Genomic DNA, 19,411 nt, shown 5'->3' with positions numbered 1-19,411 from the left:
GCCTTCGAGCAAATACTGGTTGATCGATTCTTTTTTGAACAAGAATTGCGGAATGTTAAGATATTTATTTGCCCACAGCTCCGGGAACTGAACTATGCAGGCTGCTAAACAGATAGAAGAAGAACAGATCATCGTTCGCGGAGCCCGCGTTCATAATCTTAAAAATATTACGGTCTCGCTGCCGCTCAATAAACTGACGGTCGTTACCGGCGTTTCGGGTTCGGGCAAGTCTTCGCTTGCGTTCGACACTCTGTACGCCGAGGGGCAACGCCGATACGTCGAATCGCTCTCGGCTTACGCACGTCAGTTTCTCGAACGGATGGATAAGCCGGATGTCGATGAGATCCTGGGCATCGCTCCGGCGATTGCGATACGGCAGAAGAATACGACCAAGAATCCACGCTCCACCGTGGCAACACAGACCGAGATATACGATTACCTGCGGCTGCTCTTCGCCCGGGCGGGGACGACCATCTGTAACAAATGCGGCCGCGAGGTGAAAAAGGATTCGCCGGAATCGGCGGCAGACGAGATCATTGCCGAACTCGCCGAAGGAACGAGGTTTTACGTTCTCTTCCCTATCCAGGACGAGATCTCACGCGAAGTCGTTCGTGCCGCCCGCAAGCCAAAAGTAAAATCGACAGAAAAGGCGCTCAGCACTGCGGCGATGGTGATCGCGTTGATGCAGCAGGGTATCACGCGGTTATTCCGCAGCGGCGAGATCATAGAACTCCAAAAACCGGAGGATTATTCCTTTAACGATTTCGACAACACGTTTGCCCTCGTCGATCGCCTTACGGCCTCGCCCGATATCCGTCAGCGTTTAGTCGATTCGCTGGAAATATGTTTTAGAGAGGGTCATGCTGCGGTGATCGAGACCGTTGGAGAGAAAAAGCACCCCCTTAAATTCTCCGACAGCTTCGTGTGCAAATACGACGGCACGCGTTACGAACAGCCCGAACCGCACCTGTTCAGCTTTAATTCGCCATTCGGAGCCTGCCCGACTTGTCAGGGTTTTGGGAATACGATCGGGATCGATTACGGGCTGGTGATCCCAAATCCGCTGTTGTCGTTAAAGCAAGGTGCGATCGAGCCGTTTACGCGGCCAACACACGCATGGGCACAGAAGGAACTTGTAAAATACGCAGCCCACGCCGGGATCGACATGAACACGCCGTATGCCGACCTGCCCGAATATCAGCAGAACAATATCATCTACGGCGACGATGGCTGGCGAGGTTTGAAGGGCTTTTTTGAATTCCTCGAAACCAAGAAATATAAGCTCCACGTCCGTGTTTTCCTCGCGAAATTCCGCGGTTACACCAAATGCCCCGATTGCGGCGGACAGCGTCTGCGGCAGGAAGCCCGCGACGTAAAGATCGGCATGCATTCGCTGCCCGAGATCATTGAGATGCCGATCAGCGATGCTTTTACGTTTTTCGAAAAGCTGGAATTGACGCCTGAGCGGGCATTGATCGCCGATAAACTGCTGCTCGAGATCCGCCGCCGTCTCAAATTCCTCGTCGAGGTCGGCCTTGATTATCTGACGCTTGGGCGTCTCGCAGCAACACTATCCGGCGGCGAAGCCCAACGCATCCAGCTCGCGACCAATCTCGGTTCCCTGCTCGTCGGAACGCTCTACGTGCTCGACGAACCAAGCATCGGCCTGCATCCGCGCGATAACTCGCGGCTCATCAAGATCCTCGAGAACCTCCGCGACATCGGCAACACACTGATCGTCGTCGAGCATGACGAAGAAACGATGCGTGCGGCCGATCACATTGTCGACATCGGCCCGCTGGCGGGAGAATTTGGCGGAGAGCTTGTTTTCGAGGGCGATTTTAAGGCTCTGATGAAGAGTAAAACATCGCTCACGGCAAAATACCTTCGCGGCGATGCCGAGATCAAGGTTCCGCTAAAACGCCGCACCGTCACCAAGCGAAAGATCGAGATCATCGGGGCCCGCGAGCATAATTTGAAGGACGTTTCGGTCGAGATACCGCTCGATATGCTTGTTTGCATAACCGGCGTTTCCGGTTCCGGCAAATCGACGTTGGTTCACGATGTTTTATACGCAGGGCTGAAAAAGAAACGCGGCGAATGGAACGCTCCGGTTGGTTTTGTCAAAGAGATCAGAGGGGCGGATTACGTCGATGACGTCATTCTCGTCGACCAATCGCCGATCGGCCGTACACCGCGTTCGAATCCGGTGACGTACATCAAGGCATACGACGCGATCCGCGAAACCTTTGCCGCGACGAACGGTGCGAAAACCAAAGGCTACAACGCCTCGCATTTCTCGTTCAATGTGCCGGGCGGACGCTGCGAGATCTGCCAGGGTTCGGGAACCGTGACCATCGAGATGCAGTTCCTCGCCGATGTCGAACTGACCTGCGAAGACTGCCGCGGAATGCGGTTCAAGCAGGAAGTTCTAGACATCAAATACAAAGGCAAAAACATCCACGAGGCCCTTCAGTTAACGATCCGCGAGGCGATCGTCTTCTTTAAGGACGTGCCGAAATTGACTTCGAAACTGAAGGTCTTGGATTCGGTCGGGTTGGGATATCTGCGGCTAGGACAATCGGCAACAACTCTCTCAGGCGGCGAGGCTCAGCGTGTGAAACTTGCATCGCATCTGGCTCAGAAGACGACATCGGAAACGCTCTTCATCTTTGACGAACCAACAACGGGACTACATTTTGAAGACATCAACAAACTCTTGTCCGCGTTTCGTGCCCTCATCGACAACGGCGGCAGCATCCTCGTCATCGAGCACAACATGGACGTCATAAAAACCGCCGACCACATCATCGACCTCGGCCCCGAAGGCGGCTTCGGCGGCGGCCGCATTTTAGCAACCGGCACGCCGGAAGCGGTCGCAAAGGTCGATGATTCCTTTACGGGTAGATATTTGAAAACCTATTTGAAATAGATCGCGGCTGGCTACTTGAAGTTGCTCTTCGCACAGTGCTTCCCATACGGACACTCGCCGACTTGCATCCACTCGTAAAAATCGTTCGTGTTGCCTTCGACGGCGTAGTAAACCTTTTTGATGCTTGGGAATTGGGTCAGCGTTTTCTCGACCATTGGGAAAAAACCCGCCCCGCAACTGGTTGTTGCATTGCCAAGAGTTTCGAAGGCTCGTTTCGTGAAATTGAGATAAGCGGCTTTGTTTTTAACGTTTAGGCTCTTAACAATTCCCGTCGTTGATTCCCGGTCGAATGACCAGAAGCCTTTAGATTTTTCTTCGTCAGTCACGCCCTTGAATAGTTCATCCAAAGCGGCTCGTGCCGGGGTGGTCGTTTTCGGGATCGTTCGCGTGGTCGGAAACGCCTTTGTGCAATCCATCATTTCGGGGTTCAGCTTTTCGTTATGAAAATAAACCTTGATCGCCATCGTCGACCCCTTCTGGCCGAACGCGATGGTTGAAAAGGCGATGAGCGTGAATAAAAGTGTGATGACCTTCATATTCGTGTTTAGTCGTCTCCAAATTTCGCCCGCCAGATCGGAGCGATCTCAGCGAGCACCTTGCAGTCGCAATAGCCGCCGTTATCGTTCAGCCATGATGTGATCTTGCCAAAATCGAGCCGGTTTTCCATCATGTACCGCATCGAATATTGCAGGCTGTGATTGCATTCTACTTCGTAAAGCTCGTCCTCGACAAAATCAAGCAGTTCGCTGATCGTATGCTGAGCTGCAGGAAGCGAATCAAGAAATGCCTTTAGCTCCTCGCCGCTGAGTTGTTCGAGATTCTCGATCTCGCGTTTTCTTAGGATTGCCATATATGACTGGAGGGCGAGCATCTTGCTCGCCGTTAAATGTTAAATCAGATCGGGTGAACTTTACAGGCGAGCAGGATGCTCACCCTCCAGTCAAAATTCCGCTTCCGACACGCGAGACATTTCGGCTCGTTCGGCCTCTTCGAGTTCACGCTGCTTGATGCCTTCACGGCCATCGTAGGCGGCGAATTTTGGCAGAAAGAGGGCTGAGCCCGCAACCGCGACAACGCAAAGAATACCGCCGCTTACGATCGCATTTTGAACCCCGAACTTTTCTGCAACGATGCCCATTTTAGCACTTCCGAGCATCGGGCCGGTCAGATAGCTCATCATTTCAATACTCGCAAGACGTCCACGGAGGAAATTCGGAATGGTCTGATTCCAGATCGCACCCCGAAAAATGCCCGATATCATATCAAAAAAACCGGCCGCGGCGAGCAGCAATAATGCGGGAACAAGGCTGTTCACGAGACCGAAAAAGAAGATCGCCACGCCCCACAAAACAGCCGCTGCGATCACCATTAAACCGTGCCGGTGAACATTCTTGGTCCAGCCCGAGGTAGCACTCGCGGTCAGTGCTCCAACGGCGATCGCTGCCGGGAAAAACCCGACATATTTTTCGCCGTAAATGACAGCAAGAGCCGGATATAGTGCCTGCGGAAAGGCAAAGAACATCGCGGCGATATCGATGAAATACGTCCCCACCAGTTCCTGACGGCTGAAGGCGTATTTCCAAGCCTTCTTGATCGCTGCAAAACTCGGCTTCTCAGCATTCTCAGGGGGCGGCACGAATCGAAGCATGAAAACCGCCGTTAGCGAGGCAATGAATGTCACGAGATCGATCGAGTATGCGATAGACGGACTCAACTGAGTGGCAATAACGCCGGCCACGGCCGGGCCGACAATCATTCCGACCGAGAATCGGATCGAGTTTAGAGCCATCACCGCTGACATCATTTCAGGCGGGATGACCTTTTGAATGAACGACTCGAACGATGGTCTCTGTATCGCCGCAAAACCTGCATGCAGAGCGACGGAGAGAAACAATACCCAGATCTGCGGGGTTGGCAGCAGAGAATTTATCAGCAGAATGGCAGTAACTAAGGTTTGCCCGATCTCTGTCAGTCGCAGCATTTTTCGCTTGTCGAGAAAATCGGCCATCGCTCCGCCGACAAAAGCCAGAGCGACCATCGGGATAAACTCAGCGAGATAGATGTAGCCGACCATCGCCGACGACTGCGTGATCTGATACATCTGCCAGGGCACGACAATAAACGTCATCATCGAGCCGAAAAAAGATACAAGCTGGCCTGTGAAAAGAAGTCGGTAGTCGCGCGAGGCTTTTAGGGGTGAGAGGTCCAGTAACATGATCGGATCAGGGGCGTAGAGAGAATTCTAACGAATGTCCCCAACTTTTCCTAGCCGCCAGATCGAGCATAAACAGATGCGTTCATAGCTTTCATTGACACTGTCAACTCGCTGTTCTAATCTCACGTAATAGTTCGAACATTGTCCCCCAAAACGGTCAGCCCGCAGTTTTGAAGTAGTTCAGAAGTAGTTCATTTATCTTTATGGGCGGAATCTTATTTTTTGTCGCATCGATCCTTTTCGGCATAGGCCTAGTCAGGAAACTACTCCCATTTGCTAACGGGCCGGAGAGGCTCTTTTGGGGTACTACGCTCGGCATCCTGCTTTCAACGTGGCTGGCGTACTCGATCTCAAGACTTTTCCTCGATGTAAATCAATTCGCTCTCATAACCCTCACAGGTGCGATGTGGATCACTGTGATACTTCTTTTTCGCCGCGACCTGCCGGATCTTAAAAAGATAAGGATCCCGGACTTACTGAGGGAGAATAAACTCCTCGTCCTGCTCCTGATACTGGTTCTTCCGATATTCATCTACTTTTTCTATGTAGGCATGTTTCGTCAACAGCCTGACGGCCTATACCTAACTGCCACAAGTTGGTACGACATGGCTCTGCATGTTGCAATAGCGAATGGGTTTGTTTACGGTGACAACTTCCCGCCTATGTACCTGGTTCTGCCGGGAGAACCGTTACGTTATCCGTTCTTACCCGACTTTCACGCGTCGATCTTTTTAGAATTCGGATGGAGCCTTTGGACAACTTTTGCCGTGACATCATTGGTCGCATCGATCGCCTTGGTCGGAACATTTTTTTGTTTTGCCCGACGCGTGGCGGATTCGGCTTCGGCCGCATTCCTTGCGTCACTGATCTTTCTTTTTAACGGGGGACTCGGGTTTATTTTGTTCTTCAGAGACTGGTATGCGGGTGACCGATCGTTGCTCACCAACCTCCTGGACCCTAAAGAAAACTATACGGATATGTTTTCACAGGGGATCAAATGGGTCAGCCTAATCACCAGCGGCGTGATCCCGCAAAGGGCAATGCTCTACGGGATGCCGATTGCATTTTTCATTCTTGCACTAATCACGATCGTCTGGCGTGATTGGTCTGAAACTGACAAGAACGATAAATGGAACGGTGCTCGGATTCTCTTCATCGCCGGTATTCTGACGGGACTGCTTCCCCTTTTTCATGTTCATTCCTACATGTCGTTGGGCTTGATATCCGGTTTCTTGTTCATGATAAACCGCCGATATGCGTGGATAGCTTTTTGGATACCTGCAGTCCTGCTCGCTTTACCACAACTACTCGGCTCCGGGGGCGGCCTCACGGCGAGCGAATTTCTGCACGTTCAACTCGGTTGGATGAGCGGCATTAGCAGCAATTTCTTTGTTTTCCTTCTCTTCAACTTTGGATTACCGTTGCTGCTGATCGTTCCAGCGCTATTCGCAGCCCCGCGATATCTGAAAACTCTCTATTTTGCCTTTGCGTGCTTGTTCGTTTTCAGCTTTATATTTCGGATATCTCCGAATGATTTCGACAACATCAAACTCCTCTATTACTGGCATGCGGGAACAGCGATCCTTGTCGCGAACTGGCTGAGCAAGATCGGTCAAAGGTTCGCTTTAAGGCCAGTGGTCGCCTTTCTGGTGCTTGTCTGCGTAGCCTCCGGGCTCTTGGCTACGATCCGGGAGACGAAACTCATATATCGCGTTTTTTCACCAGAAGAAATTGAGGCAGGGATCTTTGCGCGTGATAAAACGCCGCCGAGATCATTGTTTTTGACCGGTCAAAACCACAACCAGCCAGTCTTGTGCCTCGCTGGAAAGCCGATCATGCTGGGATTTGAGTTTTGGATCATGAGCCACGGCTACAGCAGACAGGCCTATGATCTGATGCTGAAGGATGTTAAGGAAATGTACAGCGGGAGTGCCGCTGGAGCGGAATTGTTGACAACACACAAGATAGACTATGTCTATATTAGCCAGGGTGAGAAGGACGCTCTTCGAGCTAACGAAGCATATTTCGCTGCGAACCATACCTTGGTGTACAAGAACTCAGCTATTTCGATCTATCAAATAAAAGGGCAGGCATCCGACATCAGTCCGCAGTGATCTGGCTCTCCACAGAAACTCTTCGAGAAGCTTGAGGCAGATTCCTAAGGAAGAAATATCCCACCATAAGAGTCGGGATAAAAAGCCATCGGAAAAGCGGGAACGTGCCGAGTTCGCCTTTCTTGATCATATCAAAGTGCGGTTTGAAAGCGTGAGTACCGAGGTCACAATACATCGCGCCGCCCATGGCTCCAACCGTGTTAATTACTACGCCCACGACGCCCGAGAGCAGCAAAGCTCCCACCCAAAGATTTCGGGTCGCTCCCGCTGGAAGATAACCAAATCCGACGACGCCAATGCAGCCTAACCCCATCAACGGCAACAAATACCTTGGCCCATATTCACAAGTGCCGACTGAATCGATATTAAAGATGTAGGCACACAGTAGAATTACTGATAGAACGATCGCGATCTTCTCACGTATCAGAGTCCGCGGAATCAGCCACAGTGCTCCGAATCCGATCAGTATGACCGGAGCATATGTGATAGAGCCTCGTAAATAAAAAGCGGCTTTATCAAGAAAATTGCTGACGGTAAAGTGAAAAAAGGTGTCCGAATAATTACCCGCGAAATTCGGTAGGAGTATTGGATTTCCAAAGTTCACGGTGTCGTAGATGAGCAACGGCAGTACGCCGACGGTTCCGCCGATCAGGAAAAACGGCAATTGCCGCCATCGGAAAAACGAAAGGTAATAAATGCCCACGGCTAGTGCGGGCGAAAAAACCAGCATCGATGTCGTTACGACGAGCCCGAGAAAGACGCCAACCAGAACGGAATAAAAAAGCCCTGATCCCTTCTCATCGCGCCCGAAACGCACGGCAAAATAGAACGCGATAACCAGATACGACGATGCGATCGCATCGTGATGAGCGATGCCTGCATACGGTAATGCCGTAGTACCGAAGGCATAGAATAAAGCGGCCAGAAGGGGTAAAAAAAGAGCTTCCTTTTCAGGCGAGAGTAATCGAGCCGTGCGAAACACAGCTATCGCCGAGATCCCAACGATAAGCGATGTCGAAAAGAAGGTGACCAGCGCCGAGGTCATAAGGTAGTCAGCAACGTAATTTAGTCCCAACAGGCTTATGAAAAAGTAGAAGATAGCCCCGATCATGAATTGACCGGGCTGTTTTGCGGCGTATTTATGGCCTTGATAATCGAAGACATCGCCGATCGGCTGCAATTTGGGCGATTGCGAGCCATCAACGTAAAAAACACCGCGTTCGACGATCGCCTCGACTCCCATCTGCTGCAGGTTGAAAGCATCCAGATTTCTTGAGTTTATTGTCAGTCCAATGACAAACCAGACAAAAATAACGAGAAGGATCTCAAATCTATAGACACCAAAAAAGCCAGGTGCTTTTTTACCGTGGACCGCCGCGTCTGTTGGGAACTCATTCATAGATTCGCTAGGGCTTCATATAGTCCGACCAATGGTAAAGCCAGATGGTATAGATGCCGAAAAGAAAGGAAATTGTATAGGCGACCCATTCGATCGTCGCTAACTTCCGCCGGGCTGTTTCCAGGAGAAGTACAAAGATCCACGGTAAAAGCACCATCGCGTAACGGTAGCCAAACTGCCAACCGCCGGAATTTCCATGCATCCAGAGTAGTATCGTGAGGAATAGGATCGCAATCCAAGCACCGTATTTTATAGCGTAATCCCTGGCTCCGTCACGAAATGCGAAAAGCAGGAAAGGGCTGCTGACGAGTATCGTATTCCCAAACCCATTCGGCCTCAAATACGGAACTGAATCTCGCCATTCCCAACCTTTTATCAGCATTTCCCACATCTGCCTCGGTATGTAGTAGATGGAAAATATCCCGTGTTTGTACCATGGTTCATCTAGCACGCCGTTTATCCGGGCATGTCCGAAATCCGAGATCGAATCGAATCTGATGAAGTTGTAATAGAGTGTCGCGACACCCAGCAGAAACGGAATTGCGCAAAACGCGGCCGTACGAGCAATGCTGAACTGAGGAAAATACTTTGCGACAAAGCCTTTCGATCCTGGGAGATCAGCATCAGTTACCTCGGCCGGATCAGTCGCCTCATCGCCTTTCAGCCGTTCGTCGGGCGAGTATTCATCTCTTGCCAGAAGGAAAAGGAAAACGGGAGCCGTTAAAAGATTCTCCGTCCGGTTGCCAAATGCCAGGGCGAAAAACAGCCCGGCGAGGAATGGACGGCGGTTATAGACCGTAAAATATATCGCCCCAGCCTCACCGACCATCGCGAACCCCAAAGCGAGCTGCCATGCACCGCCGAATGTAAGGTTGGCCCACATGAACGTGCCAAGTAGGATCGCAAGCGTGTAAAGAAGCCGTCGAGAAAACGAGATATCGTACTTCTCAGCAATTTTCAGCAAAAAGTAAGACAGCCCTGCCGCCAGTATACCAACGATCAAGGCCACAGGAGCAACTTTGACAAACCCAAGCATCTTCAAAAGCGCGAACGGAACCATCGATAGCACCGCACCCAACGAGAAAACCGTGTGGTACGCTCCGTTAGCTAACACAAATTCGTTAAGCCATGACGGCGGCTGTTCGGTAAAACTAAGATTGCCGCGCATCAGGTTTTCCGCAACCCGAAACGTGTAATCGAACGGGCTCTGATCGCGCGGGTTCGAAAAGAAATAGATAACGCCGATAATGAGCGAGGATAACCCCATTTTACGGCTTGAATTTAAAGGTTCGGATTTATCAACAACACTTGGCTCATGTTGCTCTTCGACAAGGTGTTCCGGTTCTTCCATTTTGTGATTAACCCCTTCCCTTAAACTAGGCCGCCACCTCATCGCGCAGAAGGTTTTCCAAGCGAGGGGCAGTGACAGCCAGTCTCTGTTATTCCGTGTAGATATTCACACAAACGCCGTTTCAGGTCAATATTCTCGGTTGGTCAGAGCAATTTTTCTCGACGAATCCGAAACTCGAGTGAGCCCGTACCTGGCGGGCGGATAAATTGCAAAAATTGAATATCGGCTTTATATTGAAAACACGTTTAAAGGGTTATTAGCAAACCTGACAGAATAAGACTTCTGTTTAAATTAACAGACCATCTTACGTCCGTATTAAATACGCATTGAAGTAGAGGCCTGAGAATAAAAAAAACATGGGATTCATATTTCTACTAGGATCAGTACTGTTTGGTGTGGGTCTTGTACGGCGTATCTTTCCCTGGTCGACTGTTGCGGAACGGCTATTTTGGGGCATCACAACCGGAGTCGTTCTATCAATTTGGGCGGTATACTTACTAAGCCGCGTCGCGTCTGAGTTGCACCTTACCTCTATTGTCATAATTAGTATTTCAATGTTGGGCGGCTCTGGGTATCTCTGGTGGAATCAGCCTCCTGCCTTCGATCGCAGATCGATAAAAGAATCTCTACTGGAAAACATCCCTCTGCTAACTCTCATAGCCTTCTTCCTGCCTGTATTCATATACATTTTCAGCATTGGGATGTTTCGCGAACAAGGTGATGGCTGGTATTTAGCGGCCGATTATTATGACATGGTCTTGCATTTATTGATCGCAAGCTCCTTCTCTTTTGGAAAAAATTTTCCTCCATCTTACTTATTGATGTCGGGTGAACCAATGCGATACCCATTCTTGGCGGACTTTCATGCATCAATATTTTTGACAACCGGATGGGAAATTTGGTCAAGCTTTGCGATAACCGGCATCCTACTATCCTTCACCTTAGCAGGAACCTTCTACTGCTTCGCCAAGCGGATTAGCAAATCTGGCTGGGCGGCTTTTTACTCCGGCTTAATCTTTTTACTTAATGGAGGATTCGGATTTGTTTTTTTTCTTCGCGATTGGTATTCCGGCAACAGATCACTATATGAGTCTTTTTTCAACCTAAAAGAGGATTATACCGCTTGGGAAAAACACGGCTTGAGTTGGGCGAATATCATACCAACAGTAATGGTTCCGCAGAGAACGATGCTCTATGGTCTACCAATTGGATTTACAGTGCTCGCGCTGATCGCCATATACTGGTTCTCTACTGAAGAAGAGGACAGAACAAAGGAAACTAAAATCGACCCGCGTCTCGTTCTGGGATTTGCTGGTGTATTGACCGGTTTACTTCCTTCTTTCAATATGCACTCGTATATGTCAATTGGGATTATTGCGGGAATACTCTTTCTTTTAAGATGCCGAAAGGAGTGGATTTACTTCATTTTACCTTCCGTTATCCTAGCAATTCCACAGGTATTTTCGTTGGAGGGAACTTTCGGATCGAGTTCTTTCTTTCACCTACAGCTTGGGTGGAAAAGTCATCTTGTGAATAACAATGTACCTTATTTTATATTGTTGAACTTCGGATTACCGATAGTCCTTATTTTCCCTGCACTTTTTTTTAGCCAAAGAAGTGTCCGCCTTTTTTATATCCCTTTTCTTGCTCTTTTCGTAATTTGTTTCGTATTCCGTATTTCACCAAATGACTCTGATAACTCAAAGCTTCTGTTTTTTTGGTATGCAGCAACGGCGGTTGTCGTAGGTTCTTGGCTGCACCGGGCTTTGTCGAAGGCGATCTTTACCCCCCTACTTTTACTTATTCTCCTTACCTGCACATTTGCCGGAATATTGTCAACTAAGCGTAATTCCGCACTGATTTGGAGGATTTTCAGTCCGGAAGAGATTGAAGCGGGAAAATTTGTTCGTGACAGGGTAGAGCCAAAAGCAAGATTTCTCACCGGACAATATCACAACCAACCGGCACTGTGCATTGGTGGCCGACCATTGATCCTCGGCCACGACTATTGGATCTGGAGCCACGGATATAGTCGGGAATATATTGATAGTATTAAACGGGAAATACCCAGAATGTATAGTGGTGGGCCGGAAAGTCCTGGACTCCTTAGAAAGTTCGGCGTCGATTACATATTCATTGGCCCAAAAGAGAGGGATGAGTTCAAACCTAACGAGGGATACTTCACGGCTAACTACGAGCAAGTCTTCAAAAACGCAAGCATCTCAATTTACAAAATCCCGAAACAGGAATAAAAGCCCGGTTTAATTGCAAAAATTCTACTCTGGGGCTTCGAACAGAGATAGCCGCTAAGCCGCAAAGATCTTCAGCTTGAATTCGTCGTTCGCGATATAGATCTCCGGCTTGCGGCCGGAGAAGAGGTTCGACTGTCTCAGGATCATCGGAAGTCCGCCGTGGGGGACGTTAATTCCGTATTCGCGGCGGGTGAAAATGGCTGAAATTTGGGGGTTTAAACGCTGTGTAATGCCGTAGCGGATAGCCCGGGCAGCGGGCGGTGAAAAACCGTTCGTCCGCCGCGGATTTATAAATTCTATCGCATTGTCGTAAATGTTTATTCGTGTCCGGATGTCTCGCAGGGCGAGGTCGCGGTGCATCAGGAGATTTATTATCGCCTCAGCCACCGAGTAATAATGATAATGCCCGCGTGCCTGGACCACCGGGTCTGTGACGAGCGAAAGTTTGCGTTTCGGACGCTCTTTTCCGAGGTCGGTGTAGCGTTTTATAAACTCCTGAATGGTCTCGAACTGCGTCAGCAAATTCCCCTTAACCTCAACCGCTTCAATGAGTTGAGCCGTGCCGTTGTCGCCTGAGAAGCGTGCGACCGTGACATTCGATCTCGGCAGCAGTTCGGCGACGCGGTCATTCTTTCCAAACAACAGCAAGGCGGCGACGGTCGGGAAAAATTCGTCCGTTTGGCCGACGGCGAGCAGCAGGTCTTTGCGGAGGAAATCGCTGGTGTTGTAGAGGTTTTGGTTCGGCGCGTTGTCGTCAAATCCGTTCGCGAAGGACCACAACAGCGAATCGTCAAAATCCTCTTCCGCCACTCCCTGGAGCGGGATATTTTCAAAGCCGAGCGGCCGGATCTCGTCGAGCCAGGCTGAGAGTTCGCCGCGTGAGACTTCCCTCTTTTCGGCACCGATGCGGAGATAAAAACGGCCGTCGCGAGTGCGGTACGGGCGGCGTTTTCCGTGAATATCGAGAGCCACGATGCGCTTTCCGCTGTCGAACGCGATCGTGTCAAGCATAGGAATAATGGGGGGAACGATGTCCTCGCGGCAGATCCGGGCGATCTCGGTTTGGACCCATTCGGGGTTCGAAACCCCTTCGATCCGGAGCTGATCATTGACCCCAAAAATTATCGTCCCGCCGTCCGTATTTGCCAGAGCGACGATGCCCTGGGCGATGCGCTCGGAGTTAGAAAGCTTAACTTTTAGCTCAAGATAAGTGTCTTCGCCACCGCGGATCAGGCGCAAAAGTTCGGTCCGTGTGGTGGCCGGGGCGTCGTTATTTACGAGGTATTCCTGAAAGGATTGGTCGCTTGGTGAGTCAAAACGCTGTGTGTGACGAAATTTTCTTCGCGGCATCAGTGTTCGGCGTGAGATTTATGTAAAAAGACGGACACGCTTGCCGCCCGAATGCCCGTGAGGTTGGCATTGCTGGAGTAAAATTTCAACAACCTTATTGAAACATCGAACCGGCGAAAAGTAAATCCGCACCCGAATTTTCAGGAGCGTCCCCGATGCGTCCCTCGTAGGCGAAAAATGTGTCCCTCGCCTGACCAAAACGCGAAAAGTATGACCGCTTTTTTCGCTGTCCGCGATTTTCGATCCCTTCAATGATCAAGTCCCGGATATTCTGGTAACAGAACGCCTTATCGCTGCCAATACCCCGCCGCCTATCGTGCCGTCGAAGGCTTCGTCCATCGCATCCGCCGCCGATCCGGTACGCAAAGTACGCAAAACCATACAATTTGAGAAAAACATATCAATGTGTGCATAACATGTCGATCTGTGCAAAATGGCATTTCAAACCGGTGGCGAAGTGTGTAGGATGCTGAACTTGCAAGGAGAAATTTTTATGAAAACAACCTGGAAAGAAGTACCGCGTGACCACGTCCAGAGCCAGTGGGCGGCATTTTACGTAACTATGAACCGCAAAGGCGAGATCGTTATGAGCCGCGTCACGCACGATCGCCTCGGCGCGCCGCGGGCGTTCCAACTATATTACGACACGGTCAACAACCGCATCGGCCTAAAACCGGCCGCCCTCGCCGCCCGCAACGCCTACCCGGCCGGGCCGAGCGGCAATCGCGGCGGCCGCGTGGTACGTGCCTACCGCCTGATGCAGGAATTCGGTGTGATCATCAACGAAACGCTGCAGTTCAACGGCGTCGAGATCGACTACGACGGCCTCCTCGTCCTCGACGTCCGCACCGCCCGCATCTCACCCCGAGCCGTCGGCAACCGCTACAACCGCGCCAAACAACGGATCCCCACCCCACAACCGCCACCCGAACTATAGATCCCACCAAACCCTGGCTGACGACCCAACCCTCGTCAGCCACGGCCATTGATCTTTGACAATTTAATTTTCGTTTTTTGCGATGAGCAGGAACGCGAGATCCATCCTTTCCGTGGGTTTTCACCCACGGCTACAATCAGGCGTCGCGATGCGACGACATCAAGAGAAAGAAGCACAAACCCGACAAATGAGACTTATTGTATGTTGATCGCTGCATACAATACGTATAGTTTTGATCCACATGGGTCAGAACCGGGAGCGACGGCGTCCGGGTTCTTCGCAGCCGTTCTCCACAATGCTCAACCAAACTCTCATCACCGAATTCGGCAAAAGGATCAGACAACTTCGGACCGAGCGAAAACTCTCCCAAGAAGAACTCTCATTCCAAACCGGCTTCCACCGCACCTACATCGGCATGATCGAACGCGGCGAACGAAACATCTCGCTCTCGAATATTGGTGTGTTCGCGAAGATTTTTGAGATGTCAGTTTCAGAGTTGATGGCATTCGGCCAGGAAGAAATTACCAACAAACAGCGAGGTGATTCCTAATGCCCGACCATTCGTTCACCATTACGCTCTCAAACAATCGCACCGAAAAAGACGGGATCGAATACCTAATCGAACACGAAACCGGATTCTTCTACGTCGATAGTGAAACGCGGAAGAAGATATTGGAAATGCTAGGATTACCGCGAACCTACGCCCGAGCCTTCGATATGATATACATCCCGCGTTATGCCGGAAAAGTCGCGACCGAAGAAGTCATCAAAACGCATCTCGACGAGATATTCCTCGTCGAACTTAAAACGACTAGAAAATATCTCCCCGAAAATCCAAAGGGTTTCTTCTTCGGGGCAACCCAAAACGAATTCGACTTCGGCGAAAGACTAGGCGACAAATACCGCTTCTGTTTCGTCTGCCTTCATCCAGATTCGCGGTCACACGCACTTCTTTCTGTGCCTGAACTCGAAGCGATAATGCGTACGAAGCGGATTCAGTATCAAATAAATCTTTGACGAGCTTTTCTTCAAGGTTTTTTATCGCGTAGCGATATATGATTGTAGCCGTGGGTGAAAACCCACGGAAAATTGAGTTAAGATGTCCCCGTTACCTTTTCGCGGCTTTGCCGCTCTATTTGCGGAAAAGCTATGCTTTTCCGGTAACACCCCTTAACTCTCGCGGCTACGCCGCCGCCCACGTCGAATGTTTCAAGTCTCAAGAGACAATCCCGCATACTACCTAACCTCAGTGGCACACCATCGTCTGCCGATCTTTCAGAAAGATGCAATCAAAAAAATCGTCTGCGACGCATTTGATGAAGCGAGAAAGTCTGCAGGAATAATGATATTCGCGTATGTCATAATGCACGAACATACGCATGTACTGACGGACAATGCACGGGAAATGAAAGAAGTTTTGCGATACCTGAACGGTATTTCCGCAAAACGCTTGATCAACTATCTGAAAGAGAACGGTTACGAAAGTTCGCTTGCGAAACTCCGCATACGAGATCGCGGGAAGAATCATAGTCATTCGGTTTACGAACATCATCCGAATGCTCTACGGATAACGGGCGAAGACGCAGTGATGCAAAAGGTCAACTATATTCACCTAAATCCGGTTCGTGCGGGGTTGGTCGAGCATCCGGATGAATATTTATATTCGAGTTCTCGTCAATGGCATGGACGGTCGATAGAAAATGAGCCGCTAATGACCGACCACAAACAGATCAAATGGAGACCGGCGGCGTAGCCGCAGAAATCTTGGGGGAACACGCCGGAAAAGCGTAGCTTTTCCGCAAATAAGGCGGCAAAGCCGCGAACCGTGCTTTCAGCCCGGCCACAATTCTAACGGTTCCCATTTCGTCCAGACAAAAGCGGTGTTTTCGTCTTCGAGGACGTCTTCGGTCGTGAGGCCGTCCCAGAGATCGTCTTCCCCGTAGCCTTGGGAACGCATATCCAAAAGGCTTGGGCCGTCGCCGGCGTAGCCATCTAGGAAGAGCATTGCGACTTCGCCGCGTGTCAATGGGATGCCGCCGCCTTCGCCGGTTTTTGGTCGGGCGAGAATGGTTTTGACAACATCGGAGTATGAGGGTTGAGGCTTCGTCGCTTTTGTTCTTTTTGGATTTTTCAGTTGGTATCCGCGGATTTCGAGATAGGTTACGTGTTTTTCGGCTGTCGCAGAGGCGGTCACGCGGACGAACTTGTCATCGTGTCGTTCGAACGATGCCTTGACCCCGACGCGAGCCAAATTCTTAACGGCGGCTCGTGCCCGAAAGTCAGGACGGCGACCGTTACACAACTCATAGAAGTTTGCGGTTAGGAAATATCTTTCGTAAGTTCTTGGCTTCATCATTCAAGAACATATCGATCGTCAGGACGATAGTCCAAATTCGACTATTTCAGAAACAAGGCGGTCGGCATTCATTTTGGGTTGATTGACATCTGGTTCGGATTGGACTATTTACTATGTAGCGAACTCACGTGGATACAGGACATACAGTTGCATACATCGGGCTCGGGTCGAATTTGGGAGACCGGGCCGGGAACCTCTTGATGGCCGTTCGCGGGCTGATGGAGGCGAGTTTTGTCGTGCACAAGCTTTCGGGGATATATGAGACCGAGCCGGTGGGCATCGAAACGGACCAGAAATTCCTGAACATGGTCGCCGAGATCCACGTCACCAATGTGACGCCGAGCCAGATGATGGCCCGGATGATGAGGATCGAATACCTGCTGGGCCGCACCGACAAATCCCTGAAAAAACCCCGCACGATCGACCTCGACCTACTGCTCTTTGGCGACGCAATTATTGATACAGAATTACTTACGCTGCCGCACCCGCGGCTGCACCTGCGGCGTTTCGTGCTCAAGCCGCTCGCAAAGATCGCCCCGAATCTCGTCCATCCCGTTCTGCACCAGGAGATCGCCGACATCCTCGAAAACCTCGACGACCCAAGCGAAGTGACCCGTTGGAACCCGAATAACGGCCACGAAGCCGCCCACGCCGAAGCCGGCGTGTAGCCACGCGCCGGGCCGCCGCATTTTCGCTAGACTTAAAGTACACAAAAAGCTAGACTTTAGGGAATTTATGGCATATTTACAGCCTGATAAAGAGGGCAAAGTCTATCTTCCCGCGATCCGTGCCGCTAAGGAACGCGGCGAAAAGCTCGTCTGCCTGACCGCGTACGATTACCCGACCGCCCGCATTGTGGACGAAGCCGGCGTTGATATGATCCTCGTCGGCGACAGCATGGGCAATGTCATCCACGGTTACGGCAACACCATTCCCGTCTCGCTCGACGAGATCACCTCAGCCTGCATCGCCGTCAAACGCGGCACCGAACGGGCTATGGTCATTGCCGATATGCCGTTCGGAACGTATCACGTCAATGAGGACGAGAGCGTTCGCAACGCCCTCCGGCTGATGAAATACGGCGGCGCCGAAGCCGTCAAGATCGAGGGCGGCCGCAATCGCGTCAACCTCGTCAAACGCCTCGTCAGCGAAGAGATCCCGGTCGTTGCCCACATCGGCCTGACGCCGCAATCCGTCTATAAAATGGGCGGCTACCGCGTTCAGGGCCGCACCGCCGAGCAGGCAAAACTCCTCATCGAAGACGCCAAAATGCTCGAAGACGCCGGAGCCTTTGCCGTCGTACTCGAACTCGTCCCGCGTGAGGTCGCCGGTATGATCACCAGCGAACTCGAAATTTCCACCATCGGCATCGGCGCCGGACTGGAATGCGACATTCAGGTACTCGTGCTCCACGATCTGGTCGGCATGACTTTCGGCCGGCAGCCGCGTTTCGTCAGGCAATACGCCAGCGTCCGCAACGTCATGACCGAGGCCATCCAACACTGGACCCGCGACGTAAAAACCGGAGCATACCCAAACGACGAAGAATCATACGGCCTCACCGAAGAAACGAAAAAGGAGATGGCGGCTTCATAAATGGAGATCATGAGCCGTCGTCAACGCATGTTCTCGATCTCGCGCAAATTGCGGCGGGAATCTAAGACCGTTGGCTTTGTCGCGACGATGGGAGCTCTGCACGAAGGCCATTTGACGCTCGTCAAAGAGGCACGCCAGATGTGCGATGTGGTGATCGTCTCGATATTTGTTAACCCGACACAGTTCAACAACAGCATAGATCTCGAGAAATATCCGCGTGACCTGACGAGCGATGTGGCGCTGTTAGCCGAATACGAGGTCGATTACGTTTTTGCACCCGAGGAGAACGAGATCTATCCGGATGGGTTCTCGACGTATGTTAACGTCCAGAATGTGACCGATACGCTCGAGGGAGCCTCGCGTCCGGGGCATTTCCGCGGCGTCGCGACCGTGGTCACGATCCTCCTGAACACCATAAGGCCCGATCATGCATTTTTCGGCCAGAAAGACGCTCAGCAGGTCGCCGTCATTAAACGCCTGACAACCGATCTCGGATTTGAGACGGAGATCGTCGTGATCCCGACCGTGCGAGAGGCGTCCGGGCTCGCGATGTCGTCGCGTAACGAAAGACTGTCCGCCGAGGAACGTGAGAAGGCTGTAATTATCATTACCGCTCTACGCGAAGCCAAGATGGCCTTCAAAAAAGGTGAACGAAATGCGTCAGAGCTCACTCAAATCGTAAAAGACCGCATTTCCACGGAACCGCTCGCAAAGCTCGATTACGTCGATGTCGTCGATCGGTATTCCCTGCAAAGCCTTGAAAAGGTTGGGGATGAAGAATCTTTGATCGTCATCGCGGCCTATTTTGGCGACGTTCGGCTGATCGATAACGTCATCCTCAATCGAAAGCAGTAGTTTGGTCTGAAACTTGCATCAAATGATTATGAAACAGCCCCGTTTGGCGTTTCA

18 protein-coding genes are annotated in these 19,411 nt (G+C 51.0%); 10 read left to right on the top strand and 8 right to left on the bottom strand.

All coding sequences use genetic code 11. The features are described 5' to 3' along the window. Nucleotides 1-94: 94 nt before the first annotated feature. Nucleotides 95-2,932, top strand: coding sequence for an excinuclease ABC subunit UvrA (gene uvrA / locus IPG22_15405; protein ID MBK6589674.1), 2,838 nt, complete (start codon nucleotides 95-97; stop codon nucleotides 2,930-2,932). Nucleotides 2,933-2,943: 11 nt separating this feature from the next. Here uvrA and IPG22_15400 read toward each other — a convergent pair whose 3' ends face one another. The 3 genes from IPG22_15400 to IPG22_15390 form a co-directional block, all read right to left on the bottom strand. Further along, nucleotides 2,944-3,468: a GerMN domain-containing protein gene (locus IPG22_15400; protein MBK6589673.1), complete on the bottom strand. Its 525-nt coding sequence runs from the start codon at nucleotides 3,466-3,468 to the stop codon at nucleotides 2,944-2,946. Between the two features lie 8 nt (nucleotides 3,469-3,476). Then, nucleotides 3,477-3,782, bottom strand: coding sequence for a DUF2695 domain-containing protein (locus IPG22_15395; protein ID MBK6589672.1), 306 nt, complete (start codon nucleotides 3,780-3,782; stop codon nucleotides 3,477-3,479). 90 nt (nucleotides 3,783-3,872) lie between these two features. Further along, nucleotides 3,873-5,147, bottom strand: coding sequence for an MFS transporter (locus IPG22_15390; GenBank protein ID MBK6589671.1), 1,275 nt, complete (start codon nucleotides 5,145-5,147; stop codon nucleotides 3,873-3,875). A gap of 203 nt (nucleotides 5,148-5,350) precedes the next feature. On the opposite strand from IPG22_15390, the gene IPG22_15385 reads away from it, so the two are divergent. Further along, the gene (locus IPG22_15385; GenBank protein ID MBK6589670.1) at nucleotides 5,351-7,261 is read left to right on the top strand and encodes a hypothetical protein; all 1,911 of its coding nucleotides are present in this window, start codon (nucleotides 5,351-5,353) and stop codon (nucleotides 7,259-7,261) included. Here the strand turns inward: IPG22_15385 and IPG22_15380 are convergent. Together IPG22_15380 and IPG22_15375 are read right to left on the bottom strand one after the other, a co-directional pair. Continuing rightward, on the bottom strand, nucleotides 7,248-8,660 hold the full coding sequence (locus tag IPG22_15380; protein MBK6589669.1) for a hypothetical protein: 1,413 nt from the start codon (nucleotides 8,658-8,660) through the stop codon (nucleotides 7,248-7,250). The genes IPG22_15385 and IPG22_15380 overlap by 14 nt on opposite strands. Before the next feature lie 7 nt (nucleotides 8,661-8,667). Next, nucleotides 8,668-10,011 carry a hypothetical protein gene (locus IPG22_15375; protein MBK6589668.1) on the bottom strand — a complete coding sequence of 448 codons (1,344 nt, stop codon included), beginning with the start codon at nucleotides 10,009-10,011 and terminating at the stop codon, nucleotides 8,668-8,670. A gap of 356 nt (nucleotides 10,012-10,367) precedes the next feature. Here IPG22_15375 and IPG22_15370 point away from each other — a divergent pair, with 356 nt between their 5' ends. After that, the gene (locus IPG22_15370) at nucleotides 10,368-12,263 is read left to right on the top strand and encodes a hypothetical protein (protein MBK6589667.1); all 1,896 of its coding nucleotides are present in this window, start codon (nucleotides 10,368-10,370) and stop codon (nucleotides 12,261-12,263) included. 54 nt (nucleotides 12,264-12,317) lie between these two features. Here IPG22_15370 and IPG22_15365 read toward each other — a convergent pair whose 3' ends face one another. Then, nucleotides 12,318-13,613, bottom strand: a complete 1,296-nt coding sequence (locus IPG22_15365; GenBank protein ID MBK6589666.1) for a putative DNA binding domain-containing protein — start codon at nucleotides 13,611-13,613, stop codon at nucleotides 12,318-12,320. Nucleotides 13,614-13,868: 255 nt separating this feature from the next. After that, on the bottom strand, nucleotides 13,869-14,012 hold the full coding sequence (locus IPG22_15360; GenBank protein MBK6589665.1) for a hypothetical protein: 144 nt from the start codon (nucleotides 14,010-14,012) through the stop codon (nucleotides 13,869-13,871). A 76-nt stretch (nucleotides 14,013-14,088) separates the two neighbouring features. Here IPG22_15360 and IPG22_15355 point away from each other — a divergent pair, with 76 nt between their 5' ends. The 4 genes from IPG22_15355 (at nucleotide 14,089) to IPG22_15340 (ending at nucleotide 16,303) form a co-directional block, all read left to right on the top strand. Next, entirely contained in the window at nucleotides 14,089-14,550 is a 462-nt protein-coding gene (locus tag IPG22_15355) for a hypothetical protein (GenBank protein ID MBK6589664.1), read from the top strand. A 295-nt stretch (nucleotides 14,551-14,845) separates the two neighbouring features. Beyond that, on the top strand, nucleotides 14,846-15,100 hold the full coding sequence (locus tag IPG22_15350) for a helix-turn-helix transcriptional regulator (GenBank protein ID MBK6589663.1): 255 nt from the start codon (nucleotides 14,846-14,848) through the stop codon (nucleotides 15,098-15,100). Further along, nucleotides 15,100-15,567 carry a hypothetical protein gene (locus tag IPG22_15345; protein ID MBK6589662.1) on the top strand — a complete coding sequence of 156 codons (468 nt, stop codon included), beginning with the start codon at nucleotides 15,100-15,102 and terminating at the stop codon, nucleotides 15,565-15,567. The genes IPG22_15350 and IPG22_15345 overlap by 1 nt, the downstream gene beginning before the upstream one ends. 187 nt (nucleotides 15,568-15,754) lie before the next feature. After that, a complete protein-coding gene (locus IPG22_15340; protein MBK6589661.1) occupies nucleotides 15,755-16,303 on the top strand; it encodes a transposase in 549 nt (182 codons plus the stop codon). Nucleotides 16,304-16,381: 78 nt separating this feature from the next. Here IPG22_15340 and IPG22_15335 read toward each other — a convergent pair whose 3' ends face one another. Further along, a complete protein-coding gene (locus tag IPG22_15335) occupies nucleotides 16,382-16,906 on the bottom strand; it encodes a hypothetical protein (GenBank protein MBK6589660.1) in 525 nt (174 codons plus the stop codon). Between the two features lie 128 nt (nucleotides 16,907-17,034). On the opposite strand from IPG22_15335, the gene folK reads away from it, so the two are divergent. The 3 genes from folK to IPG22_15320 all read left to right on the top strand — a co-directional run bounded on the left by folK (nucleotide 17,035) and on the right by IPG22_15320 (nucleotide 19,357). Further along, nucleotides 17,035-17,574 (top strand): 2-amino-4-hydroxy-6-hydroxymethyldihydropteridine diphosphokinase, encoded by a 540-nt coding sequence (gene folK / locus IPG22_15330; protein ID MBK6589659.1) that lies wholly within the window; start codon nucleotides 17,035-17,037, stop codon nucleotides 17,572-17,574. 67 nt (nucleotides 17,575-17,641) lie between these two features. Further along, the gene (gene panB, locus IPG22_15325) at nucleotides 17,642-18,502 is read left to right on the top strand and encodes a 3-methyl-2-oxobutanoate hydroxymethyltransferase (protein ID MBK6589658.1); all 861 of its coding nucleotides are present in this window, start codon (nucleotides 17,642-17,644) and stop codon (nucleotides 18,500-18,502) included. Beyond that, on the top strand, nucleotides 18,503-19,357 hold the full coding sequence (locus tag IPG22_15320; GenBank protein MBK6589657.1) for a pantoate--beta-alanine ligase: 855 nt from the start codon (nucleotides 18,503-18,505) through the stop codon (nucleotides 19,355-19,357). The last annotated feature ends 54 nt before the right edge of the window (nucleotides 19,358-19,411 follow it).

It is taken from the genome of Acidobacteriota bacterium (genome assembly GCA_016703965.1).
In the GTDB taxonomy this organism is placed as follows: domain Bacteria; phylum Acidobacteriota; class Blastocatellia; order Pyrinomonadales; family Pyrinomonadaceae; genus OLB17.
The sequence above is the reverse complement of the archived record's forward strand: the minus strand, read 5'-3'. Positions and strand labels throughout refer to the sequence as shown.